This is a genomic window from Brevibacillus sp. MS2.2, assembly GCF_013284345.1.
Lineage (GTDB): Bacteria > Bacillota > Bacilli > Brevibacillales > Brevibacillaceae > Brevibacillus > Brevibacillus brevis_C.
Genome location: NZ_JABSUZ010000012.1, coordinates 104,091 through 127,029, shown reverse-complemented (window position 1 = coordinate 127,029; position 22,939 = coordinate 104,091). Strand labels below are relative to the sequence as shown.

Genomic DNA, 22,939 nt, shown 5'->3' with positions numbered 1-22,939 from the left:
AAGTTGTTTTACGTCAAACGGTTGGGGATATGTGCGACCAAGTCAGCAATTTTTTTATTCTTCAGCGTTTGCATCATTTGCTGCTCGGCGTCAGCCACAACCTGTTGAATCAGACACGCACTATCATGATGGAAGCTGCATTCAAACAAGGAGGTTGTCCCTTCAATAGCTTGGATAACATCCAGAAACGATATATCATCCTGGTTGCGTTTGAGCTTGTATCCGCCATTTGCGCCAGAGACAGAGTGGATCAACCCAGCCTTGACCAGTTTCGTCAGCATTTTGGACAGGTACGTTTGTGAAACGCCTAGCTTCTCTGCCAAAAGCTGAACACTAACGGGTTTATCAGGCGCTTCTGCCACCAGATAGAGCATCGCATGGAGGGCATAGTCTGTTGCCTGTGAATACTTCATAAGACACCTCAATCATGGACTTAATACATCCATCATAAAGTGAATGCGAAGCATGAGCAAGGGGAAGAGTGATTCGTGCTGGCATCTGCACTTTCGATGACCATTTTTGGGTGGTGCAACTTGACACAAAAAATCTTTAAAGGATATTATAGATACAATAAGTCTGTGAACAAGTTGTTTGAAATGATCCAAGTACAGCGAGTTATTTTTTTTTGCCCCTATTAAGGATATTAAAGCTCTGTAATGGTCATTTTGAATAACTGTTCAACATAAAAAGGGGAGGAAAGTACAAATGAGCATTTGCCACACGACTGACACTACCTTTCAACAAGATGTAAAAAGCGAAGGCTACACCCTCGTCAATTTTTGGGCACCTTGGTGCGGGCCATGCCGTTTTTTTGGACCGATACTCGAATCGTTTGATGGGGAGCATAGCAGTGAAGTGCGAGTCCTAAAGGTCAATGTCGATGAACAAACGGAGATTGCCAATCAGTATGGCATTATGAGTTTGCCAACGACCATTTTGCTCAAAAACGGGGAATTGATCGACAAAGTCGTAGGAGCGGCTCCTCTAGCGGAACTGAAACAATTTGTTTTCAAACATAAGTAGTAGGAAAACGCAGCGAAAGCCATCGGTCAACTTGATCGGTGGCTTTTTGGTATCCAGTTGTTATTCGCATGCGTACTTTAATAAATGAAAGCGTTTTCGCGTTTTCGCGTTGTTCCGTGTTCTTGCATGAGGAAGCGCTTCCAATGTACTCTCAAGATAACGACAAAATAATCCCAATTCACAAAATAATGTCAATAATTGAACAGGAAAGCGGAGGGGTAGACAATGAGCAATACCGATTTTTTCCCGATTCAGGACTGGGACTATCTGGAGTTTTATACAGGGAACGCCAAGCAAGCTATGCACTATTTTACAAATGCGTTTGGATTTGAAGCAGTAGCCTATGCGGGTTTGGAGACAGGCTCTCGGGAAAAGGTTTCCTACGTTTTGAAGCAGAAGCATATGACGTTCGTGATCAGTGGGGCGCTTACGCCTGACAGCCCGATCGCGGATTTTGTGAAAAAGCATGGGGACGGAGTCAAAGACGTTGCCCTGCGTGTAGAGGATTGTGAGCAGGCTTACCGGGAGGCCGTTTCTCGCGGAGCCATTCCGATCATGGAACCGACTGAGTATACCGATGAATTCGGGACGGTCAAAAAAGCGATTATCGGTACGTACGGCGAAAACATTCATTCCTTTATCGAACGAAAAAATTACAACGGCCCATTCTTCCCAGGCTTTAAAGCTTACCAATCTCCAGTCAAAGGGGAGAGTACGGGTATCATCGGCATCGACCACATTGTTGGTAACGTCGAGGTCATGGATGAGTGGGTAGAATACTACCAAAAGGTCATGGGCTTTACAGCCGTACAAAATTTCAGTGAGGACGACATCTCGACGGAGTATTCTGCGCTCATGTCCAAAGTAATGCAAAGCGGAACAGGACGCATCAAGTTCCCGATCAATGAGCCAGCAGAAGGACGCCGCAAGTCGCAGATTCAGGAGTTTTTGGAGTTCTACAAAGGACCAGGTGTGCAGCATATTGCGATCCTGACCAACGACATCATCGACACTGTATCGAAGCTGCGTGATAACGGTGTAGATTTCCTCATGGTACCAGATGCGTACTACGAAGATTTGAAAGAGCGTGTAGGAGAAATCGACGAAGACATCGAGGCGCTGAGAAAGCTGGGTGTCTTGGTTGACAGAGACGACGAAGGCTATCTCTTGCAGCTGTTCAGCAAGCCGATTGTAGACCGTCCAACGCTGTTTATCGAGATTATCCAGCGCAAAGGAGCACGAGGCTTCGGGAATGGCAACTTCAAGGCACTGTTCGAGGCGCTGGAGCGCGAGCAGGAGCGCAGAGGTAATCTGTAATTCATTGATGTAACGAGCATGACAAGACCATCTCAGGCTGAAAAAGCGGAAGGGATGGTCTTTTTCTATTTGCGAAGCAGAAAAATAAAAACTCATGAACCATTTACTCGACTCTATCATCTATACTAATAGGAACCAAAAATTGGAGATAAAAGGAGGCTTATGCAATGTGATCATCATGAGGGACGTTCAGCAAGACATTCAGCTTGCACAGGACGGTAACGTAGAAGCTTTCGCTAGAGTCATTCAAATGTACGAGCGTACCTTGTATGGCTTGGCACGAACCTATAACGGGCGGGACGAGGATTGTGCCGATGTGGTGCAGGATACGATGATGAAAGCATTCAGAGCCATCCGAACGCTGCGAGAGCCTGCTTATTTCAAAACATGGATGATCCAAATTCTCATAAACGAATGCAGACAATGGCAGCGAAAAAAGAAACGAAGCCGAACCGTAGAGCTGTCTTCACTGCAAATCGAAGAGATAGCCATACAAGCCCCCTACGAAGCGATTGAACTAACAGAGGCGGTATGGAAGTTGGAGCAAGAGCTGCGCATCGTCGTGTGGCTTCACTATTACGAGGATTTGCCGATCAAAAAAGTCGCCATGCGAGTAGGTGTCCCGGAAGGCACAGTGAAATCCCGGCTGCACCGGGCTCGCGTACTGCTTGCAGAAGAGCTGGAATCCTCCCAGGAAAGGAACGTGGACGATGACCCGACTATTGTGCGGAAGCTGAGTCTGAATCTGGATGACTTCGCTCCGCTGTCAGCCGCATAAGTACACAGATGTCCAAAAGAGAGAGAAAGGGACGAAATTGCGATGATTCATCGATTGGAACCTAATGATTATGCAAAAATCAGGACGTTGCTGTCACCTGATAACGTGAACGATTTGACGATTCATGCGATTATCAATGGGACAAATCGAGGAGCGATTTACGTAGATGATGTGGAGCAGCCCCGGACAGCATTGGTCGATCAAACCGGCGTGATCAGTATTTTCGTAGGGGATGCTGCCAATGAAGCGTTCACAGCCGATCTGGGTGCCTTTATCGAGGGGGAATTACGCAGATATACGACCGAATCATGCGGGGGCACTCATTTTTTGGCAGTTGTGCCAGATGAAGCGTGGGAAAAGGCAGTGACCAAAGCTATCTCGCATCGAGAGATAGAAACGGATTGGGAGTATTACTACCAGTTCAATCCCGAGCAATTCCAAGCGCGAAAGATCAGCTATCGCCCTCTGCCTGAAGGATACACGTTGAAAAGAATCGATGCAGGTGTCATAGAAGACGACCCTGACAACACCCTGATCGAGGTTGTAGAGGAATTCTATCATTCGGTGGATGATTTTTTGCAGTGGGGTGTAGGTTTCAGCGTATGTAAAGGAAATACGATTGTGAGTGCTTGCCTGTCTTGCTGTGTCCATGAGCTTGATCATGAAATTAGCGTGGAAACCTACGAGGAAACCGACATGAACCAGGGCTTTGCTACGCTAGCTTGTGTGGCGTACCTGGAGCATTGCATGGAACATGGGCTGACCCCGCACTGGACCACGCTGGAAACCAATGAGGAGTCAGTGCGACTGGCAACAAAGCTAGGATTTGAACCGAAAGAAAAGGGGAAAATACTGGAGTTCGAATACTAAAACGATACGGGTATCCATGGGTTGTCGAAATCACTTCGGCAACCTTTTTCACTAGGAAAGGAAGAGAAGCAAGAGGGAAATACGGTATGGAAAGTGAATATTTTGATTAGTTGCAGAAACGAACAGGAACCATCGGGCAGCGACAGGAGTGGGATAAACAAATGAACATGGCATTAATGGTTCCGTTGACGGAGCGGACGGCTGTTTTGATCGTGGTGGCCTTGCTGTTTACGCGTGTACGTGCATTCCGCAGCATATTGAACCAGCAAGCAACGTGGCGAGAAAAAGCACTGATGGTCGTCATTTTTTCTGCTATTTCCATACTGGGTACATATAATGGCATCTGGTATCAGGATGCGATCGCGAATTCACGCGTGATTGGGACTGTCGTGGCGGGCTTGCTGGCTGGTCCATGGGTAGGGCTGATGACGGGACTGATTGCGGGGATTCATCGTTATTCATTGGGGGGCTTTACGGATGTGGCTTGTGCCATCTCGACGATAAGCGAGGGCTTGTTTGCGGGATTAATTTATCAGTTCCGCCGTAACCGCAGCAAAAAAATCGGGTGGACGACAGCACTCGTCGTCGGTTTCTTGGCGGAGTGGCTGCAAATGGGAATTGTTCTGCTCATCGCACGTCCTTACGCTGACGCTTTGGCATTGGTGCAGGCCATAAGTGTACCGATGTCTATCGTCAATTCGGTCGGAATTGCTATTTTGATCATTATTATTGATTTGGCCAAAAAGGAAGAGGATCGGATTGGCGCGCTCCAAGCCCAGCGAACGCTGCAAGTAGCGGACAAAACGTTGTCTTACTTGCGTCAAGGACTGACGTATGACTCTGCCCATAAGGTAGCGGAGGAAATATTGCGGACGACGCGTGTAGCAGCGGTAGCGATTACCGATACGCGCTCTGTACTTGCACATGTTGGCGCAGGCTCATCCCATCACGTAGTGGGAGAAGGCATAACGACCAAGGCGACCCGTGAAGTTTTATCAACAAAAGAAGTAAAGATTGCCCAGACGAAGGAAGAGATTGGATGCAGGGAGACGAATTGTTCCTTGCGCTATGCGATCCTTGTCCCCCTGATGCGAAGACGTGAAGTGGCGGGCGTGCTCAAGCTGTATCAGGATCGCTCACGAAAACTATCGGCGGTGGACTTGGAACTCGTACGCGGATTGGGGAACCTGATATCGAGTCAGCTCGAACTGGCTGAGCTAGAGAAGCAGTCCCGTCTGTTGGCAGATGCAGAAATCAGAGCCTTGCATGCGCAGATCAATCCTCATTTCTTGTTTAATGCGCTCAATACGATTGTTTCCTTTATTCGCTTCCGGCCCGAACAGGCGCGCGAACTGTTGATTCATTTGGGGGAGTACTTCCGGCGTAATTTACATGACTCTGGCGGATATGTCAGTTTGGCGCGTGAGCTGGAGCATATCGAAGCGTATTTGGCTATCGAACGTGCGAGGTTCGGGGACAAGCTCCATGTAGAGTACGACATCGAGGATGGGGTAGAGCGGTTTACTGTGCCAGGACTGATTTTGCAGCCGCTGGTAGAAAATGCGGTCAAGCACGGGCTGTTGCCCAAGCGCGAAGGGGGAACCGTCGTGATTCGTGCGCGCCGCAAAGAAAAGCAAACCGTCGAACTGACAGTGGCAGATAATGGAGTAGGAATGAAAGTGGACCCATTCGAGCCAGCCCTAGATGAGAAGAGTGCAGGGCGGCAATTATCCGGGATCGGTCTTGCCAATGTAAAAAGCCGTCTCCAGTCGATCTACGGAGAACCGTATGGAATCGTGATCGAGAGCAAAAGCGGGAGCGGCACAACATGCACCATACAATTACCGATAGGGGTGAACGTCAGTGCTCAAAGTGTTCATCGTCGATGATGAGACGCCTGCCAGAGAAGAACTGCGGTATTTGCTGGAGCAGTTTTCGGAGGTGTCCGTAGTAGGAGAGGCGGGCAGCGGGGAAGAGGCGTTGGAAGCGGTGCTTCAGACAGAGCCGGATGCGGTTTTTTTGGACATCCATTTGCAGGACAGGGATGGCGTCGATGTGGGGCAGGAGCTTCTGGAATCCATGGTCAATCCACCTGTCATCATCTTCGCAAGTGCTTATGAATTTCATGCGGTTCGAGCATTTGAGGCCGAAGCCGTCGATTATATCGTCAAGCCGTTCAGCGAAATGCGTCTGGAAAAGACGATGAATCGGGTACGAAGAATGAGGCGGAAAAGTGAGCCTGCATTGGACACGTCACCTCTACTGGAGGAAAGGCTACAGTCCCTTCTGCAAAATGTGCTGGTCGATACTCAGCCGCGTCGTGTCCCGGTGGAGAAAAACGGCAAAATCATGCTGATTGATCCAAACGAAATCGTCTATGCTACCTTGGAAGGAAGGTATGCGAGCATTTATACAGCAGGTGAGCAATATGCGACCACGTTTACGTTGCAGGAGCTGGAGAGCAGACTGTCCCGTCAGCAGTTTTTTCGGACGCATCGCGCTTTTATTGTCAATTTATCCAAAACGGCAGAGCTCGTCCCTTGGTTCAAAGGCTCGATTCATCTCGTCATGCAGGATCATCGCAAAACAGAAGTGCCAGTCAGCCGCAATGTCGTGAAGGAATTGAAGAAACGACTGGGGTTTTAAAGGAAACAGACCAATCCTGCGTCCCGTTTGGGGAGGATTGGTCTGTTTTTTTTGACTGCCTACACGGGATAGTCATCGTTTTTCTTACGTGTCACCATGATGCCGCCCAATACGATCAGGATCAGGCCGAGGATGCCGCCTACTTGGGTGGACGCCAGATTCGCGATCAAAAATACGATGGCAAGAACGGTGAGGATGCCAATGGGGATCAAGAGAGCGGGTTTGCGATTGCCGAATATGTACAGCTCGGTAAGCCCTACGGCAGGACCGATCAGGAAGAAGGGCCACGTCGTGCTCATATCCCCGTGAAAAAATAGTTGGCTGAAAAAGAAGAGTGGGGCATAAACGAGCAAGATCCCGCCTGGCACGAGCAATCCAGCGCGATTTGGCTTTGGGTTCATAAAAAAGAAAATATGAAACCCGATTCCTGGGATGAGAAGGAAGACTGGCCATAGCAAGTCCATTGCGAGCGGTACGTTCAGGTAGGTAGCCAGAACAAAAATCGCTCCGATTCCGATAATGATGTAACCCCCGATTCGTCGCATGTGCGTATTCTCCTTTTTGATTTCCATACCAATTTATGTATAACTTTAACATATTGTGGGGGAGTTTGTATCAGACTCGGGGCGGAGACTTTCTACGTCCCAAAATTGAACGCGCTTACACTCAAACGAGGATGGTGCAGCTTGTGCCTGTTTTTGTACGGTTCAGCCATTTTTTATGTTGGCAAGCTGTCCGATGTGATACGTTTTTCTAAGGTTCATTGCCTGAATATTTGATAAATAGGAGGAGGCGACTCGGATGAAGAAATGGTTTCTTTCCCTCTTGATTTGGGGCGGGATAGCCGCATTGGGTGCTGTCGGGTTCGGGATGATAGCCCTCTGGCAAGGGGAATCAGTCAACTCGTTCTGGTTACTGACAGCCGCATTTTGCACTTATGCTGTAGCTTATCGTTTTTACAGCAAATTCATAGCCAAAAAACTAATGTCACTCGATGACAATCGCGCTACTCCGGCAGAAGTGAACAACGACGGCAAAGACTTCGTGCCCACGAACAAATGGGTGTTGTTTGGGCACCATTTCGCTGCGATTGCAGGAGCAGGCCCGCTCGTAGGTCCTACGTTGGCTGCGCAAATGGGATATTTGCCGGGAACGATCTGGATTATCGTCGGGGTCGTGATCGGTGGGGCGGTGCAGGACTTCATTATTCTGTTCGGATCGATGCGTCGCAACGGAAAAAGCCTTGGTCAAATTGCCAAGGAAGAGATCGGTCCTGTTGGCGGAGCACTCGCTTTGATTGGTATTATTGCCATTATGATTATCCTGATTGCTGTTTTGGCGATGGTGGTTGTAAACGCTCTTGCTGAGTCACCGTGGGCTACCTTCACGATATTCATGACCCTGCCTATCGCGATATTGATGGGATTGTATATGCGGTATATACGACCCGGGCAGGTATTGGAAGGCTCGATTATCGGGCTTGCTCTCTTGTTCTTTTCCCTCTGGCTCGGTCAAATCGTCGCTGCATCGCCAACATGGGGACCAGCCTTCACGTTTTCCAAAGTCCAGCTTGCCTGGATGATCATTGTGTACGGCTTTATTGCCTCTGTTTTGCCTGTGTGGCTGCTATTGGCACCGCGCGATTATCTCAGCTCGTTCTTGAAAGTAGGGACGATTGCGGTATTGGCGGTGGGAATTGTGCTGACACTGCCGCCATTGCAAATGCCAGCACTGACGAAGTTCATTGATGGAACTGGCCCAGTTTTTGCAGGAAATCTGTTTCCCTTCTTGTTTATTACCATCGCGTGCGGAGCCGTATCAGGATTCCATTCACTCGTATCATCCGGAACGACGCCGAAGATGATCGCGAAGGAATCGCATGCGCCATTGATCGGTTATGGCGGGATGCTGATGGAGTCTGGCGTCGCGGTTATGGCGATGATTGCAGCGTGCGTGTTGACCCCCGGTGTCTATTTTGCGATCAACTCACCTGCCGCAGCAATTGGCGTGGATGCAGTCCAGGTTGCGACGACGATAACGGGCTGGGGCTATACCGTAACCCCTGACCAATTAACGACGCTCGCCAACGACATTCAGGAAAAGACGATCCTTTCCCGAACGGGCGGAGCGCCGTCACTGGCAATCGGGATGGCGACAATTTTCTCGGGTGTACTCGGTGGCAAGGCATTAATGGCATTCTGGTATCACTTTGCGATCTTGTTTGAGGCTGTCTTTATTTTGACGACGATCGATGCGGGAACGCGTGTCGGACGATTCATGGTACAAGACATGCTCGGCAACGTCATTCCGAAAATGAAGGAAGTCAACTGGCTACCAGGTAATCTGATTGGCTCTGGGATCATTACCATCGGATGGGGGTACTTCCTGCTCCAAGGTGTCATGGACCCGTTGGGAGGCATTTACACTCTGTGGCCGCTCTTTGGTATCGCCAACCAGATGCTCGCCGCAATTGCGTTTACAGTGGGAACGACGATTATTTTCAAAATGGGCAAAGCAGCTTACTCCTGGATCACACTCGTACCGATGGCTTGGCTGACGACGGCTACGCTGACAGCGGGCTGGCAAAAGCTGTTTCATCCTGATCCCAAAATCGGGTTCCTCTCGCATGCAGAATCATTCCAAAAGGCTCTGGATGCCGGTACGCTGCCAAAAGGAGTAAAAACAGTAGAAGCTGCTCAAAAAATGATCTTCAACGACCAGATCGATGCTGTGGTATGTGCAATCTTCATGGTCATTACGATTGGGATCATTCTCGACGGTGCGAGGGCATGGATTAATATTCTCCGCGGCAAGCATTATCCGTTGCAGGAGTCGCCGTACATCAAGTCCAAAGGAAATGTATTTGACGGGAAAGGACATCACGTAGCATGAGGCGCAAGCTGAGAGCCATGCGAAAGGCAATGCGCAAAGTGAGCTCTGCTATTAAAACGATTTTCGGAATGCCAGACTATGATCGCTATCTCGCTCATTGGTATGAGACACATGGGGCACCGGGTATCTTTCCGATGACAGAGCGTGAGTATTACATGTACGCATTGACCGAACGATTTGAAAAAGGCGGCGTAACGCGCTGCTGCTAAAGTGGTCATGTAAAAAAGGGTGTCTCCCCGGTCAGAAAATGACGAGGGAGAGACCCTTTTTCAATCATTCGGGAGCTGGGTGCAGCAACGATATTTCAGGCGCACTCCCCATGGCTAACGTGTGGTGTAACAGCAGGTAAAGTATGGTACACTAAATCATATAGCATGACCGTTTTTTAGCACGAGCTGTCTCATCATTATCAAATAAAACGTCGAAGCCTCTCTTTCTAAAAGAAAAGGGCGTGCTTTGCGAAAAAATAAGTCAAGTTTTAGGTGGCGATACGTGTGCAAGCATCAACACTGGCGGCTCTCAAGGAGCTTGCTTTGCAATGCGCCCGTTCAGCGGGTGAGCTGAGTCTGAAGCGAATGAAGGAGCCTTTTACCGTCGAGTATAAAACATCAGCCTCCGATCTTGTTACAGCCGTAGATAAAGAAGTAGAGAATCACGTCATTCAAATGATTCTTGCACGCTTCCCTGATCACGGCATTCTTGGAGAAGAGAGTGCACATGCGGAGGATTACAAGCAGTATGACACGCTCTGGGTCATCGACCCGATTGATGGCACGACCAATTTTGTGCATCAGCAAATCAATTTTTCCGTTTCCATTGCCGTTTACCATAAGGGAGAGGGAATGGTCGGAGCGGTTTACGATCCTTCCAGAGACGAGTTGTTTTATGCGGTAAAAGGAGAAGGGGCTTTTCTCAATGATCGTCCCTTGCAGGTGAATCGAGCAGTGAGCCTGGAGCAAGCTTTATTGTGCACGAGCGTATTTTGGAACAAGCGTGCTGAGCAAATCGGCATCGACTTGATCGTGAAAAAGCTGGCTGGGAAGGTTCGCGGTATGCGCCTTTTAGGAAGCGCCGCTCTGGAGATGGCGTATGTGGCTGCCGGAAGACTGGATGGCTACGTCAGTATGCAGCTCAATGCGTGGGATTTCGGGGCCGCTCGCATTATTGTAGAGGAAGCGGGCGGCCGGGTGACGACCATGATGGGGACACCACTACCGTACGACCAAAAAAGCAGCGTGATGGCTTGCAACCCGACTTTTTATGAGGAGCTGCAGCATTACCTGAAATCCGAACATACGGATATACCTTCACAAAATTAAATGTCACAAGAACCCGCTGGACATACGCATCCAGCGGGTTTTCTTTTGCTAGGCAGATTGGTTTCCATTAGGACGGCGGTTGCATATGCTATAAAACATAGTCGGAAGACGAGCAGCGACTGTATTTATTACGAAGTTGGCTTGTCCGAATAAAGGGGGATAACCATGACCCTGATCGAGGAAAGTATAAAGTTGATCCTTCAGCATCAAGCGAGTACGGGGGCGTATCTCGCTTCACCCGTATTTGTCCACTATCAGTATGCGTGGCTCCGCGATGGAACATTTACGGCTTACGCGATGAACCGTACCGGCAATCATGAGAGCGCCCGCAAGTTTTACCAATGGTGCGATGATGTGATCCGAAAGCATGAGGCAAAAGCAAGAGCAGCCATTTCGGCTGTAAAAAAAGGATTAGATAAAAATGATGCGGGGAACGACCGCTTTTTGCATACGCGCTATACAGCGGACGGAGAAGAAGTAGCCGGAGAATGGGGCAGCTTTCAGCTCGATGGCTACGGGACATGGCTGTGGGGGCTGGCTGAGCATGTGCGGATGAGTGGGGAGCATGACTTGATTCACGAGCTGAAGCCTTCTATTGAACTGACGATTGACTATGTAATGGCGTGCTGGCAGCTCCCGAACTTTGATTGCTGGGAAGAGGGAGGAGACCGAATCCACCCGGTGACGCTAGGAGCCATTTATGCCGGGATCAAGGCGATGGAGCCTTATTTGTCCGACCGAGCTTTCGAACTCGCTCAAGAAGGAGAGACCATTCGCCAGTTCATACGCGAGCATGGCATAGCCAACGGGCGATTAATAAAATCCGTCGGGGACCATTCTGTAGATGCAAGTATGCTCTGGCTGGCACTGCCGTATGGGATCTTCGACGTCGATGATCCACTGATGATCCGAACCGTGCAGGCCATAGAAGAGGAGCTGCGCGCAGGAAACGGGGTGCATCGCTATCCAGCCGATACGTATTACGGCGGAGGGCAGTGGCTGCTGTTATCCGCGTGGTTGGGCTGGTATTACGTGAAAACGGGCAAGCGTGAAGAAGCTGAAAAGATAGCTGTGTGGATTATGTCCCAGCGCCAAGCGAGCGGACTGCCTGAACAAGTGCAGGAGCATTTGCTTTCTCCGGCTCATTATGAGATGTGGGTGGAGAGGGCAGGCCGTCCTGCTGTGCCGCTCCTTTGGTCGCATGCGATGTTTCTCGTGTTGGCGGTAGAGCTCGGCATTTGACACTAGCCAGGAAGAGGGTCTTCCTGGCTTTTCTTATTACTGACATCTATTGACACCATTTGTTGCTATGCTCATTTCAGGAGCAAACAGAGTGGTGTTCAACCGGGATAAAAGTGACACAGAGCATGAAGCTCTTCATGTAGCCAATTGATAAGCTCAGCAGGCTCCTCTACTGTCGCTTCTCTTCCCAGACTAAGTACAAACCGGGCTACCCAATCTATGTCGGAGGGAGCAATGGTATCAGTAATGAAGCCAGAGCCATCTGCCAGAAGCGTAATCTGATTGCCGAATTGATGGTGGATTTCGGCGAGTTTGCAGCCTTTTCTCGTCAAACGAATTCGCAGGGGAAGCTGCTCTGGTTCTTCATGCTGCGAGACATGCGGATCAGGCACGACAGATGGGACATCTACAATCGTCATGGCTTGGATGCGGTCAACGCGCAGCTTGATCGTGCATTGCCTGAGAAAGCAAAAGCATTTGCAGTACCAGTAGCCATCGAAGGCGTACAAATAATCGGGTTGAATGATGCGGGTGCTTCGTCGGTTCAGGGAGTCGTACGTAATCTCCACAGCTTGTTGTGATAGAGCAGCATCCAAGAGCGGTCGCAAAAACGGCGCCTCCACACTTCTGCTCGGGTTCGTCACCCGCAGTTTTTTGCGCAACCCCTCTACCCTAGTCAAAGCGTCTGTTGGAAGACTCGCAAGCAGCTTGGCGATCACAGACAAGGTTTCTTTTGCAAATGGCTTGTCCGTGTAGGAGAGAAGGGCTTCATACGACAAAATCAGAGCAACGGCTTCCTCTGTCGTGAGGGCAAGGGGCGCTAGCTGATGGGATCGAATCAGTCTGTAACCACCACCAGGACCGGGGGAAGCTTGCAAGGGTGCACCAGCCTCGCTGAGCAAGTGCAAGTCACGCAGCATCGTTCGTTTGGACACGGACAACGTATTGGCTAAATCACCCACGGTAAAGGTTTTTCCAGTATGGAAAAGCGCAAGCAGTTCTAGTAAACGACCTGTTCGGTTCATACGTATTCCTCGCTTTAGCTAAAACGAATGAAGGGATGAGTCAAAGTGAAGTCAATGACAGTTTATCAGCAGGGGACAAGGTTACATGTATGGGAAGGTGCGCGAAAGGGTGAAACGATTTTGTTTTTGCACCCCCAAGGCGGGACCTCATCTATCTGGAACGACATGTTACCTTATTTTTCAGCGGATTTCCACATCATTTGTATGGATCTGCGTGGACATGGCCAGTCAGAGCATGCGGCTACTGGCTACGATATCAGTACGCAATGCGAGGATATACGGGCAGTTCTCGATCATGCTGGGGTAGATAGAGCGCATCTGATTGGCAATTCTCTCGGCGGAGATTTCGCCACCTTTTTTGCAGCAAGGTACCCTGACCGTGTGCGTTCACTGATCAATCTGGATTCAGGCATGATTGATTTCGTGGGCCCAAATGGCGAGCGGGAAGGATCAAAAGCTGAAATTTTGGAGCAGTATAGCAAGCGTGCAGTGCCAGCGTTTCAGCATCGAGAAGAGTTTGCGCCATACGCGAGGCAGCATTGGCAGCCGTGGGACCCGTATTATGAAAAATGGTTTCAGCATGTGACGATCTACCCTCTGTCTGATGGTTTGATCACGTATCAGATACCCACTGCCATTAACCTTCAAATCATGGAGACAGTCTGTGATCTGCACTATGAAGATGCCTACGCACAAATGAGATGCCCGGTTCTGTTTCTCCCGGCGGAGACAGAGCCCAAGCTCGATGTAAAGCTCTCTCTCATTCAAAAGGTTACGAGACATCCGCAAAGCAAGACGGTAGTCATTCCAGGTTCCAAGCACTTGATGCCGATCGATGCGCCGCTAGTGACAAGCATGGAAATACTGGCATTTCTAAAAGCCTTGGTGCTTGACGGTCCTTCTGGATAACCGAGGCTTCATCGTTGCAAGCAGGACACCGACAAGCGTCACAACGCCACCGGCCATCGTCACAAGCGTAGGACCTTCACCCAGCCACACCCAGGCAATCAAAAAAGCGAGCACTGGCGTCATATAAAGGGAGGTAGTAGCCTCTGAGGTACCAACGACAGAAGTCACATAGGCGAGGGACAAATAAGCAACAACGCTAGGGAAAATCCCCAAATACACAACACTGAGTGTCACATCCCATGGCGCTTGGGCTATCGCTGTGCCAAGCCCGGGCAAAAAGAAGAGCATACATAAGGTACCTGCCCACAAGGTGTAGGCGGTAAATGCGAAAACGCCGTATTTTTCTACGAATGGCTTCTGAAACGCAAAGTAAATGCTTTCGCTAATGGCTGCTAATAAAATCAAGAATATTCCGTCTGATATAGACAGGGTTTCTCCTGTACCAATCGTGCAGATGGCGACTCCGAGAAAACTGATCAGTGCACCTAACCAGCCTCTCACACCGAAATGCTCCCGGAAAAAAAGGAGAGCGAGGAGAGCGGAAAAGATCGGCGTCGTCGTGACCAAAAGGCTGGCTACACCTGCACTTACAGTCATCTCCCCGTAGTTGAGCGCTGTATGGTAAACGGCAAAACCCAAGCCCCCAAGCATTAGGATAGCTGGGACGTCCTTTAACTCCGGCAGACGGGTGCGGAAAAAGAGTGCGAGTATCCCGAGAAAAAGAGAGCCGATAAGAAAGCGAAGCAGCGAGAGATGCTCCGGCGAGTAGGCTTGCAGCCCAACGCGAATACCGGCAAAGGCCGAGGCCCATAACAAAATGCTGATAGCATGTGCAGCGAAAATACGACTTCTGACATGATGAAACAAGATAACTTCCCTCCTTTAAATGAAAAACCAACCAGCTATTCATTGCTTCTTCTATCTTTTCCATGGTAATCAAGAAATGGTAAAATATCTGCAACCACTCGGCTATCAAAAAAACCAACCACTTTTACCTAGAAAGATGAGGAAGACGAAGGGGATCGATCAGGTTGTACAGAGAGAAACGGTTGCCGAAATATCGGAAAATTATTGATTTTATCAAAGGAAAAATTTCGAGCGGAGAATGGCCGATTGGCAGCAAAATCCCCAGCCAACGCGAATTGGCACAATCGTTCGAAGTCAATCGGAGCACGGTCATTGCGGCATTGGAGGAGTTGACCGCAGACGGATTGATTGAGGGAAAGCTGGGGATGGGCACTGTCGTCGTCAATAACACCTGGACGCTGCTGGCTACGACACCACCTCCGGATTGGAGTGAGTACGTCAGATCCGGATTGCACAAGCCAAGCATGACGGCGGTTCAAGAAATCAACAAGCGTGAATTCCAGACCGAACTGATTCAGTTGAGCAAAGGAGAGCTCTCCCCAGACATGTTTCCAGTCGAAGCGATGAAGCAAGTCATGGAGCGGGTGACGAGGAACCTAAGCGGATTTGGATATGAAGAGCCGAGAGGATACCTCCCCTTGCGCCAAGCGGTCAGTGATTATGTCGGACGACACGGAATTACAACCTCGCCATCTTCTGTCTTAATCGTGTCTGGTGCATTGCAGGCACTCCAATTAATTTCGGTTGGGTTACTGCATCGAGGTTCAACTGTGTTTTTGGAACAGCCTTCGTATCTCAATTCTTTGCATGTGTTCCAGTCGGCGGGGATGGAGCTTGCGGGATTGCCGATGGATCGCCAGGGAATGATTGCACAGGCGATCTATGAGAGGCGAAAAGAGGAGCATGGGGCGATTCTGTACACCAATCCTTGTTTTCATAATCCAACAGGCATCCTGATGACAGAAAAACGTCGGTTGGAGCTACTACGGGTATGTGAAGAAGAGCGTCTGCCGGTTATCGAGGATGACATTTACCGCGAGCTGTGGACAAAAGAGCCTCCACCGCTGCCGCTCAAGGCAAGAGATAAACACGGACATGTCCTGTACATCGGGAGCCTGTCCAAGACACTGACCCCCGGCTTGCGGATTGGTTGGGTAGTGGGGCCTGAGCCAGTAATCGAACGTCTGGCCGATATCAAGATGCAGACGGATTACGGGGTTAGCTCGTTATCGCAACGTGTGGCGGAGGAGTGGCTGTCGAGTGGCTTGTATGAGAGTCATATGGACAAGGTCAGAGAGCAGTTGGTTACGAGACGATCGGCTGCTGTCCGGGCACTTACGAAGCACATGAGTGAAGTCGCGACGTGGGAAGTGCCTGCCGGAGGATTTTTCATTTGGCTGAAAATGAAAGGAGATCTCTCGATGATGGAGCTCTTTACAGCAGCCAAACGCCAGGGCATTCTGCTGAATCCGGGCAAGATTTACGGGGAGACCCAAGAAGGATATGTGCGGCTGTCATATGGGTACTCGTCGATCGCCGATTTTGAATCTGGCATCGAAAGACTGGGTCAAATCGTCCGCGATCGTAGATAAAAGCAGAAGAAAGGTGGGGATGGAGGAAAATGGGGTATTTAGAAATAACGAAAAAGAATATAGAAACGGAGCACATATGCTGTGCATTAGGTGCAAAACAATACGAACATGCAGTAGCCGAGAAGAAGAAATGGCTGACAGAGCGAATGGATGAAGGATTGGTTTTTTATCGCTTGGATGAGCGGGCAAAAGTGTTTATTGAGTACTTGCCTGCGGAAATGGCATGGGTTCCTATTGAAGCGCCCAATTATATGTATATCAACTGCTTGTGGGTGTCTGGCAGATATAAAGAGAACGGGTATGCAAAACAATTGTTGCATCATTGCAAGGAAGATGCGGTCAAACGTGGTATGGACGGAATCGTTCATATCGTTGGGAAAAACAAGTACCCGTATTTGAGTGAGAGGCGTTTTTTTGAACATATGGGGTTTGAGCTGGCAGACCAGGCAGAACCGTATTTTCAATTAGTGGCATGGAAATGGAATGAACAAGCTGCTATGCCGTCCTTTAAGAAAATAGGAACGACTTCTCCAATGGAGAAAGGCGTCACCATTTATTACACAGCGCAGTGTCCATTTGCTGTTGGTGTTTTGGAAGAGCTGAGAAAAGTAGCGGAAGCGAAAAGTGTCCCCTTTCATGCGTATAGGCTGACAACGAGGGAAGCAGCACGGAACGCGCCTGTCATATGGACGACCTTTGGCTTGTTTTATCAGGGTGAGTTTATTACCCATGAAATCATGAGTGCCAACAAATTTGAAAAATGGCTAACCGAGCTTCTCGCACACCAAAAGCCCCGCCAATCCCAATAGGCGAGGGCTTTGTTCGTGTGGCTACTTGCTCGTTGGCTTGAAGTCTATACCTTTTACATATTGCTGGCTGTGAACGGCGAACTCTGCCGTGAGTGGGGAGATCGACTGCCAATTGCGCACTGCGAGCACCACTTCCCTTGTAATCGGGGGCGACAGAGGGATCGCTACGACTTTGGGGATGACAGGTGGCATGTACAGTTCAGGCATAATGGTGACGCCGATATACTCCTGCACCATGGTCAGAATCGTATACACCTCACGTACTTCAAACGTAACCGTTGGGGTGATGTGATTCTCTTGCAGCATTTTTCGGATACAGCCATCCTTTGGCATGATAAAACAACGCTCCGCGATTTCGGAAAAACGAAGGGTTTGACTGTCCTTCAAAGGATGGGTATCTGGCAAAATGACCATCATTTCGTCTTGCAAGAGCGGCAACGTTTGCATTTCTTTATCAGGCATAACGGTAAAGGCAATGTCGACAACCGAGCTATGCAGCCAGTTGCTAATTTCATCGCTATCGCCTTCCAAAAGCAGGATGTCCACGGCCGGAAACCGCTTGCGAAAGCTGCCCAAAAGTCCGGGTAAAAAGCGGGAGGCGACGCTGGGGATCGAGGCAATACGCAGGGTACCGGACGAAATCCCGCGGGCCACGTTTGCTTCCTCCGTCATGCAGGATGTAATGTTCAAAATGTCGCGAGCGTGCGCAAGCATTCGCTCTCCGATGCTCGTCGGAGTGATTCCGCTGCGACTTCGCTGAAAAAGGCTGACGCCTAGCTCTTTTTCCAGGGTCTGAATCATTTGCGAGACGGCGGATTGCGTAAAGCCGATTTCTTCTGCTGCCCGCGTGAAGCTACCAGCTTTTGCTGCGGCGACAAACACTTGCAGTTGGGTAAGCGTCATGTCTCCTCGTTCCTTTTCATTAGTTTTATCTTATGAAAAATATTATAAATCATTGTTTTACTAATGGAAAAGAGCTTCGTATAGTAAAAGACATCACCACCAAGAACATACGAGGAGGAACATAGATGCATCCCGAATGGCAGCGAATTGCAAATGAATTTATCGAGGCGACCTCTTACCGAGTAGGCGAGCTGGAAAAAGGCTGGGCCTCTCGTTACGATTTTTCGAAAAGACCGGCGACGTATTTGCGCTATGAAGAGGTATTTATTCGCATTGATTTGGGCAAGCCGCAGTTTCCGGCGTCCGTCGATTTGTGGGAGGTCCTCGCCAACCGAAGATCCAAGCGTAATTTCTTGAAGCAGCCCATGACGCTTAACGAATTGAATCTCCTACTGTGGGGTACACAGGGCATCACAGATGATCTGGGAGACTATCAATTACGCACAACGCCGTCTGCCGGCGCCCTGTATCCGATTGAGACGTACCTGATGATCAACAACGTGGAGGGGCTGGAGAAAGGCCTGTATCACCTGGATGTACAGAATTGGTGCTTGGAGGGACTGAAGAGAGAAGACACGTCCGAGATCGCCTATCTGTTCACGGAAGAACAAGAAGTGACAAGACGGGCCGCTGTCAATTTTGTTTGGACAGCCATGGTGGATCGCACGAAAGACAAATACAAAGAGCGTGCGTACCGCTATATTTGGTGGGATTCCGGGCACGTGTCGCAGAACCTGCATTTGGTAGCAAACGGACTGGGGCTTGGGGTAACGACGATTGGTCACTGGATGGATCACGACATGAATAAATATTTAGGCATTGATGGCACGTCCCATTTGTCTGTTTTGATGGCTTCAGTAGGCAAAATCGCAGGTGGGCATTGGCTGACGGACCGTCGACCGGAATAAGCAGCAAAAAAGGATGGGCATAAGAAGCCGCATCCTTTTTTTCATTCATGATGGTGTGCCAAGTGCGATGTCACGTGCAGAAAGTGTATCGCGCAGAACGGTCGCCATGAGCTGGTAACCGAGGACATGCGGATGAAGTCCGTCGTCGGCCAATTCCTTGCGCAGTGTAATGCCATCTGCGTCCGTCATGCGGGAGTGATAATCGACATAGAGACAGTCTGTTTGTTCAGTAATCGCTTGAAACCGTTCATTGATAGTGATGGCGAGCTCGTTTCGCTCACGATTGCGTGCGTATCGGTCCATACATGTAGGCAGGAGGGAACAAAGAATGGGCTGGATGCCTTGCTCGAGACCCGCATGCACCATTGCTTCTACATCAGTGGTCACCTGCTGGTAAATCTCTTGGGGTGTCAGTCGGTCGGAAGGCAAGAATGTATCCAACGCCCACGTATTGTTAATCCCGATCATGATCACCACGTAACGTGGCTTCAATTGGAGGACATCCGCGGCAAAACGTCTGCGGGCCTGCTCGGTTGTGTCACCGCCGATTCCACGATTGACGATCGTCTGACCCGACCGGCCAAAAAAGGTAGCGAGATCCCACCAATGCGTGATGGAATCGCCGAAAAAAACAAAATCGACTGGCTGCTGATGGAAGAGCAGCGCTTCATTATGAAAATCAAATTCGTTGCGTCGCCTGTCTGCTGGCGCATCGATACTGAAAAATCCGGGCTTTATGAGAGCTGGGCGCTGTCCGTCCAAGCTACATCCCTCCTCGACCAAAAGTTTACCATATCCCTGTAAGCGTGGTGTGCAGTTTCGTTTACTTCTTACTTGATTTTGCCGAGTGTACGCGATAACATATGTTCTGAATAAGAGTGATAACCATTATCAAAGTGTGAAAGTCGAAGAGAAGAGGGTGACCGTTGTGTCCATTGCCAAAATCATTCGAGAGCGCCGCTCTATTAAAAAAGACTATAAACCAGATACTGTGTCCGAAGAGCTTGTTCTGGAGCTGTTGAATGACGCAGTGTACGCGCCGAACCATGGTATTCGTGAGCCATGGAGATTTATGTTTGTATCGTCAGAGAAAAAAGAAGCGTTTGTAGAGAAGCTGATCACCTGCTATCCTCCAGAAGCCCATCAGGCGCGCAGAGACATGTACAACCAACCAGCCGCTTATTTGGTTGTCATCATGAAAGAAGATCCGCGCCAAAAACAATGGGAAGAAGATTTCAGTGCGACGGCAGCTCTCATTCAAAACTTCCAGTTGCTCGCGTGGGAGCGTGGATTAGGCGTCGTCTGGAAAACAAACGCGCACAACTGGGACCCGAAGGCACACGCCATCTTGGGTGTTGCACCAGGAGAGAAAGTCGTTGGTTTCCTGCACCTCGGTTTTTTCGATCAGGAAAATGTACCAGCAGCACGCACTCGCACACCCGCCGAAGAAAAGTTCACTCGGTTCGAATAAATGTAAAAACGAGACCATTCGAGGGTCTCGTTTTTTTGTGTAGACTGCACGACTTCGGTTACACTATTGCTTGATCATTGCTTAATGAGCGCGACTTGAAATATGGGAGTAGGGTGTATGGTATGAGAGTTTTTTGGACGCTCCAAAACCAAGAAGTATGGGATATGTCTCAAGATCGGGGATATTTGCAAGGGGAACGAGAGTACGCGATGTTCCCTAAAGAATATGAATGGATGATTCACCAAATGAAGAAGCGATTGTCAAAATATGAGGGAGAATCTCCAATATGGTTGTGGGTGAACAAACCTGATTTGAGGCGTACAGGCTATTTTGAAAGTGGTGTAAAGTTCGTCCGTATCAAAGTTGAATTGGACGAACAATCGGTTTTACTATCTGACTATGATGAATGGCACATGGTATTAAATAATGACTTCCTAGCTAACAGTGAACAAGAGTATGAAGATTACCATCAAGGAAAAGGGATGATTTCAAAAGAGGAAAGCTGGGAACGTATCTTTGCGTGGGATAGAAAGCGAGACTCCAGTTGGGATACAGACGAGGATAGAGAATTACAAGGGACAACGGGGAAAATAAGTCTAGCGAACGTAAAAAGCGTCGAGTATTTTATCGCGAGGTAATGGGAAAACGAGACCATGGGAAGGTCTCGTTTTTTCGTGATTATCTGGCTGCTTCCAGTCCTACGACTTTTACCATGCTTGAAATGATCCCCAGATGAATGGACTCGTGCATGACGGCAAAGTTAAAGACTTCTCCTACCGTCGTAAACTGGAAGGGACCCATTGTAATGGGGGCCGGCAAAGCTGCCTCTAGCTCGTCAGGGGTCACGGAGGCCAACTGTTCAAGCTGTACAGACAAGTAGTGAATCAGCTCATCTTTCGAGGGTGGTGCAGTCGTCCAGTCAGAAGGCTTCGTTCCTGTCTGAAAAAAAGTAGCGTAAGAAGCGGGCAGGTCAGATTGGTAAGGCAAGCCGATGGACAGGAAATGCTGAAAACAAAAGACGATATGCCCGATATTCCAGCGAAGTGTATTTGAAAAAGCGGGGGATTGAACATCCAATAGCTCCTCAGGAATCATGGGAATCTGTTGCAGGCCAATTTGACGAACGGATGTGGCTGTAGTGATCATGCTTTGAGACATGAGACAAAACCTCCCTATCATTTTCCTGTGATTGACAGCAATCTTACCGTCAACTAAAGTGTACGTCGTAGGGAAAATCGCAACAATCATGCTTTTCCGATTAGAATGATTAGTAAAAATGATAATGGTCGCAAGAGGTGAAGCAATGGAGCTCAGGCAATTGGAGTATTTTATGGCAATATGTGAGGAAATGCATTTTTCCCGGGCCTCAGAAAAGCTGTGTACCTCGCAGTCTAATCTCAGCCAGCAAATCAAGTTTTTAGAGAGTGAGCTGGGTGTCCCGCTGTTTGACCGCTTAGGCAAGCGAATCAAGCTGACGGAAGCAGGAAAGGTATTGCTGGAACAGAGTCGGCATGTTTTTTCCCATATCGACTACGCACGCGAAGCGATTGCAGCCATGAAAAACAACGAAGGGGGCACGCTCACAATCGGTGTCCTGCCTGGCGATGCCGATTTGTTGTTTGATGCTCTGCTTGTAGAATTCCACCGCTTGTATCCCAAAACATCCTTATCCGTCATGGAGTCTACAAGAATAGTAGAGCAAATCATATCCGGTGAGATTGATTTGGGCGTGACTGTGTTACCTGAGCCGGATGAGAGAATCACTGTCATTCCGCTTTTTCACGAAGAGTTTGCATTGGCGGTTCATCCCGCACATCCACTTGCAAAGGAAAAGGCAATCAAGTTTGATCAGCTTCAAGATGTAAAAATGGTGATGTTTCCGCCGGATCATCAAGCGAGACAGCTCATCAATCGCTATTGCATACAGGAAGGCTTTCGCTTGCAGCCTCATATCGAAACGACCACGCTCCTGTCTCTTTTGACTCTTGTAAAAAAGGGGATCGGGGGCTGTATCCTGCCTAGCTTATTGTTGCAAAACGTAAACGACGATGAGATTGCGATCATCAACCTCTTGCATCCGACACCCAGCCAAGATATCTGTCTGGTTTATCGCAGGGACAAATATATGGGGTTCGCCGCTCGTACCTTCATCGATACGCTACAAGCATATATTCAATCGGCCATCGACAACGCCCATGCTCCCACCACGAATAAAAATCACTCGTAAGATTTTCCTTTCTTTGGTAAAATGCTTATCATTACGAACGTTACGATCTGCTAGATGGGAGGAAGTTCACATGCATCCAAAAAAAGTCCCCCGTTAATCCCGAGGTCCTCCATTCATGTATTTGTGTCAGCTCACCCCACA

The 22,939-nt window shown here is 49.1% G+C and carries 24 protein-coding genes; 17 read left to right on the top strand and 7 right to left on the bottom strand.

The genetic code is table 11. The features are described 5' to 3' along the window. Positions 1–8 precede the first annotated feature (8 nt). The gene (locus HP568_RS13730; RefSeq protein ID WP_056489675.1) at positions 9–413 is read right to left on the bottom strand and encodes an RrF2 family transcriptional regulator; all 405 of its coding nucleotides are present in this window, start codon (positions 411–413) and stop codon (positions 9–11) included. Positions 414–705: 292 nt separating this feature from the next. Here HP568_RS13730 and trxA point away from each other — a divergent pair, with 292 nt between their 5' ends. From trxA to HP568_RS13700, 6 genes are all read left to right on the top strand, one after another. Beyond that, positions 706–1,023, top strand: coding sequence for a thioredoxin (trxA, locus tag HP568_RS13725; protein WP_048034157.1), 318 nt, complete (start codon positions 706–708; stop codon positions 1,021–1,023). A gap of 225 nt (positions 1,024–1,248) precedes the next feature. Beyond that, positions 1,249–2,340, top strand: a complete 1,092-nt coding sequence (gene hppD, locus HP568_RS13720) for a 4-hydroxyphenylpyruvate dioxygenase (protein ID WP_048034156.1) — start codon at positions 1,249–1,251, stop codon at positions 2,338–2,340. Between the two features lie 178 nt (positions 2,341–2,518). After that, a complete protein-coding gene (locus HP568_RS13715) occupies positions 2,519–3,118 on the top strand; it encodes an RNA polymerase sigma factor (RefSeq protein ID WP_217366586.1) in 600 nt (199 codons plus the stop codon). 42 nt (positions 3,119–3,160) lie between these two features. Then, complete coding sequence (locus HP568_RS13710; protein WP_173629359.1) at positions 3,161–3,988, top strand: GNAT family N-acetyltransferase; 828 nt, start codon at positions 3,161–3,163, stop codon at positions 3,986–3,988. 161 nt (positions 3,989–4,149) lie between these two features. After that, positions 4,150–5,877, top strand: a complete 1,728-nt coding sequence (locus HP568_RS13705; RefSeq protein WP_048034153.1) for a sensor histidine kinase — start codon at positions 4,150–4,152, stop codon at positions 5,875–5,877. Next, positions 5,852–6,634, top strand: a complete 783-nt coding sequence (locus HP568_RS13700; protein ID WP_173629358.1) for a LytR/AlgR family response regulator transcription factor — start codon at positions 5,852–5,854, stop codon at positions 6,632–6,634. The genes HP568_RS13705 and HP568_RS13700 overlap by 26 nt, the downstream gene beginning before the upstream one ends. A 59-nt stretch (positions 6,635–6,693) precedes the next feature. On the opposite strand, the gene HP568_RS13695 is transcribed toward HP568_RS13700, so the two are convergent. Continuing rightward, the gene (locus HP568_RS13695) at positions 6,694–7,179 is read right to left on the bottom strand and encodes a hypothetical protein (protein WP_048034151.1); all 486 of its coding nucleotides are present in this window, start codon (positions 7,177–7,179) and stop codon (positions 6,694–6,696) included. A 256-nt stretch (positions 7,180–7,435) separates the two neighbouring features. On the opposite strand from HP568_RS13695, the gene HP568_RS13690 reads away from it, so the two are divergent. From HP568_RS13690 to HP568_RS13675, 4 genes are all read left to right on the top strand, one after another. Next, positions 7,436–9,526: a carbon starvation CstA family protein gene (locus HP568_RS13690; RefSeq protein WP_173629357.1), complete on the top strand. Its 2,091-nt coding sequence runs from the start codon at positions 7,436–7,438 to the stop codon at positions 9,524–9,526. Then, positions 9,523–9,735 (top strand): CstA-like transporter-associated (seleno)protein, encoded by a 213-nt coding sequence (locus HP568_RS13685; RefSeq protein WP_017250626.1) that lies wholly within the window; start codon positions 9,523–9,525, stop codon positions 9,733–9,735. The genes HP568_RS13690 and HP568_RS13685 overlap by 4 nt, the downstream gene beginning before the upstream one ends. Before the next feature lie 285 nt (positions 9,736–10,020). Next, positions 10,021–10,845, top strand: coding sequence for an inositol monophosphatase family protein (locus HP568_RS13680; protein ID WP_048034149.1), 825 nt, complete (start codon positions 10,021–10,023; stop codon positions 10,843–10,845). Between the two features lie 165 nt (positions 10,846–11,010). Further along, positions 11,011–12,087, top strand: coding sequence for a glycoside hydrolase family 15 protein (locus HP568_RS13675; protein ID WP_173629356.1), 1,077 nt, complete (start codon positions 11,011–11,013; stop codon positions 12,085–12,087). A gap of 98 nt (positions 12,088–12,185) precedes the next feature. Here the strand turns inward: HP568_RS13675 and HP568_RS13670 are convergent, their stop codons facing one another. Next, the gene (locus HP568_RS13670; RefSeq protein WP_173629355.1) at positions 12,186–13,112 is read right to left on the bottom strand and encodes a helix-turn-helix transcriptional regulator; all 927 of its coding nucleotides are present in this window, start codon (positions 13,110–13,112) and stop codon (positions 12,186–12,188) included. A 54-nt stretch (positions 13,113–13,166) separates the two neighbouring features. Here HP568_RS13670 and HP568_RS13665 point away from each other — a divergent pair, with 54 nt between their 5' ends. After that, entirely contained in the window at positions 13,167–14,021 is an 855-nt protein-coding gene (locus tag HP568_RS13665; RefSeq protein WP_254551215.1) for an alpha/beta fold hydrolase, read from the top strand. Here HP568_RS13665 and HP568_RS13660 read toward each other — a convergent pair. Next, positions 13,986–14,888 carry a DMT family transporter gene (locus HP568_RS13660; protein WP_173629353.1) on the bottom strand — a complete coding sequence of 301 codons (903 nt, stop codon included), beginning with the start codon at positions 14,886–14,888 and terminating at the stop codon, positions 13,986–13,988. The genes HP568_RS13665 and HP568_RS13660 overlap by 36 nt on opposite strands. A gap of 164 nt (positions 14,889–15,052) precedes the next feature. On the opposite strand from HP568_RS13660, the gene HP568_RS13655 reads away from it, so the two are divergent. Continuing rightward, on the top strand, positions 15,053–16,480 hold the full coding sequence (locus tag HP568_RS13655) for an aminotransferase-like domain-containing protein (protein ID WP_048034146.1): 1,428 nt from the start codon (positions 15,053–15,055) through the stop codon (positions 16,478–16,480). A 29-nt stretch (positions 16,481–16,509) separates the two neighbouring features. Continuing rightward, a complete protein-coding gene (locus HP568_RS13650; protein WP_173629352.1) occupies positions 16,510–17,289 on the top strand; it encodes a GNAT family N-acetyltransferase in 780 nt (259 codons plus the stop codon). 21 nt (positions 17,290–17,310) lie between these two features. Here HP568_RS13650 and HP568_RS13645 read toward each other — a convergent pair whose 3' ends face one another. Beyond that, positions 17,311–18,192: a LysR family transcriptional regulator gene (locus tag HP568_RS13645; RefSeq protein ID WP_173629351.1), complete on the bottom strand. Its 882-nt coding sequence runs from the start codon at positions 18,190–18,192 to the stop codon at positions 17,311–17,313. A 125-nt stretch (positions 18,193–18,317) separates the two neighbouring features. Between HP568_RS13645 and HP568_RS13640 the strand changes: the two genes are divergently transcribed. Continuing rightward, a complete protein-coding gene (locus HP568_RS13640) occupies positions 18,318–19,100 on the top strand; it encodes a SagB/ThcOx family dehydrogenase (RefSeq protein WP_048034139.1) in 783 nt (260 codons plus the stop codon). A 45-nt stretch (positions 19,101–19,145) separates the two neighbouring features. Here HP568_RS13640 and HP568_RS13635 read toward each other — a convergent pair whose 3' ends face one another. Beyond that, positions 19,146–19,862 carry a GDSL-type esterase/lipase family protein gene (locus HP568_RS13635; RefSeq protein ID WP_173629350.1) on the bottom strand — a complete coding sequence of 239 codons (717 nt, stop codon included), beginning with the start codon at positions 19,860–19,862 and terminating at the stop codon, positions 19,146–19,148. Between the two features lie 157 nt (positions 19,863–20,019). Between HP568_RS13635 and HP568_RS13630 the strand changes: the two genes are divergently transcribed. Together HP568_RS13630 and HP568_RS13625 are read left to right on the top strand one after the other, a co-directional pair. Then, complete coding sequence (locus tag HP568_RS13630; RefSeq protein WP_173629349.1) at positions 20,020–20,571, top strand: nitroreductase family protein; 552 nt, start codon at positions 20,020–20,022, stop codon at positions 20,569–20,571. A gap of 122 nt (positions 20,572–20,693) precedes the next feature. After that, entirely contained in the window at positions 20,694–21,209 is a 516-nt protein-coding gene (locus HP568_RS13625) for a DUF3841 domain-containing protein (RefSeq protein WP_173629348.1), read from the top strand. A 40-nt stretch (positions 21,210–21,249) separates the two neighbouring features. On the opposite strand, the gene HP568_RS13620 is transcribed toward HP568_RS13625, so the two are convergent. Beyond that, on the bottom strand, positions 21,250–21,729 hold the full coding sequence (locus tag HP568_RS13620; protein ID WP_173629347.1) for a DinB family protein: 480 nt from the start codon (positions 21,727–21,729) through the stop codon (positions 21,250–21,252). Between the two features lie 145 nt (positions 21,730–21,874). Between HP568_RS13620 and HP568_RS13615 the strand changes: the two genes are divergently transcribed. Next, on the top strand, positions 21,875–22,798 hold the full coding sequence (locus HP568_RS13615) for a LysR family transcriptional regulator (RefSeq protein WP_056489638.1): 924 nt from the start codon (positions 21,875–21,877) through the stop codon (positions 22,796–22,798). The last annotated feature ends 141 nt before the right edge of the window (positions 22,799–22,939 follow it).

Coding starts and splice junctions, on each gene's coding strand:
- HP568_RS13730 (WP_056489675.1), bottom strand. CDS start 413: ATGAAGTATTCACAGGCAACAGACTATGCCCTCCATGCGATGCTCTAT.
- HP568_RS13715 (WP_217366586.1), top strand. CDS start 2,519: ATGAGGGACGTTCAGCAAGACATTCAGCTTGCACAGGACGGTAACGTA.
- trxA (WP_048034157.1), top strand. CDS start 706: ATGAGCATTTGCCACACGACTGACACTACCTTTCAACAAGATGTAAAA.
- hppD (WP_048034156.1), top strand. CDS start 1,249: ATGAGCAATACCGATTTTTTCCCGATTCAGGACTGGGACTATCTGGAG.
- HP568_RS13685 (WP_017250626.1), top strand. CDS start 9,523: ATGAGGCGCAAGCTGAGAGCCATGCGAAAGGCAATGCGCAAAGTGAGC.
- HP568_RS13615 (WP_056489638.1), top strand. CDS start 21,875: ATGGAGCTCAGGCAATTGGAGTATTTTATGGCAATATGTGAGGAAATG.
- HP568_RS13710 (WP_173629359.1), top strand. CDS start 3,161: ATGATTCATCGATTGGAACCTAATGATTATGCAAAAATCAGGACGTTG.
- HP568_RS13625 (WP_173629348.1), top strand. CDS start 20,694: ATGAGAGTTTTTTGGACGCTCCAAAACCAAGAAGTATGGGATATGTCT.
- HP568_RS13695 (WP_048034151.1), bottom strand. CDS start 7,179: ATGCGACGAATCGGGGGTTACATCATTATCGGAATCGGAGCGATTTTT.
- HP568_RS13645 (WP_173629351.1), bottom strand. CDS start 18,192: ATGACGCTTACCCAACTGCAAGTGTTTGTCGCCGCAGCAAAAGCTGGT.
- HP568_RS13670 (WP_173629355.1), bottom strand. CDS start 13,112: ATGAACCGAACAGGTCGTTTACTAGAACTGCTTGCGCTTTTCCATACT.
- HP568_RS13665 (WP_254551215.1), top strand. CDS start 13,167: ATGACAGTTTATCAGCAGGGGACAAGGTTACATGTATGGGAAGGTGCG.
- HP568_RS13675 (WP_173629356.1), top strand. CDS start 11,011: ATGACCCTGATCGAGGAAAGTATAAAGTTGATCCTTCAGCATCAAGCG.
- HP568_RS13650 (WP_173629352.1), top strand. CDS start 16,510: ATGGGGTATTTAGAAATAACGAAAAAGAATATAGAAACGGAGCACATA.
- HP568_RS13690 (WP_173629357.1), top strand. CDS start 7,436: ATGAAGAAATGGTTTCTTTCCCTCTTGATTTGGGGCGGGATAGCCGCA.
- HP568_RS13640 (WP_048034139.1), top strand. CDS start 18,318: ATGCATCCCGAATGGCAGCGAATTGCAAATGAATTTATCGAGGCGACC.
- HP568_RS13620 (WP_173629347.1), bottom strand. CDS start 21,729: ATGTCTCAAAGCATGATCACTACAGCCACATCCGTTCGTCAAATTGGC.
- HP568_RS13705 (WP_048034153.1), top strand. CDS start 4,150: ATGAACATGGCATTAATGGTTCCGTTGACGGAGCGGACGGCTGTTTTG.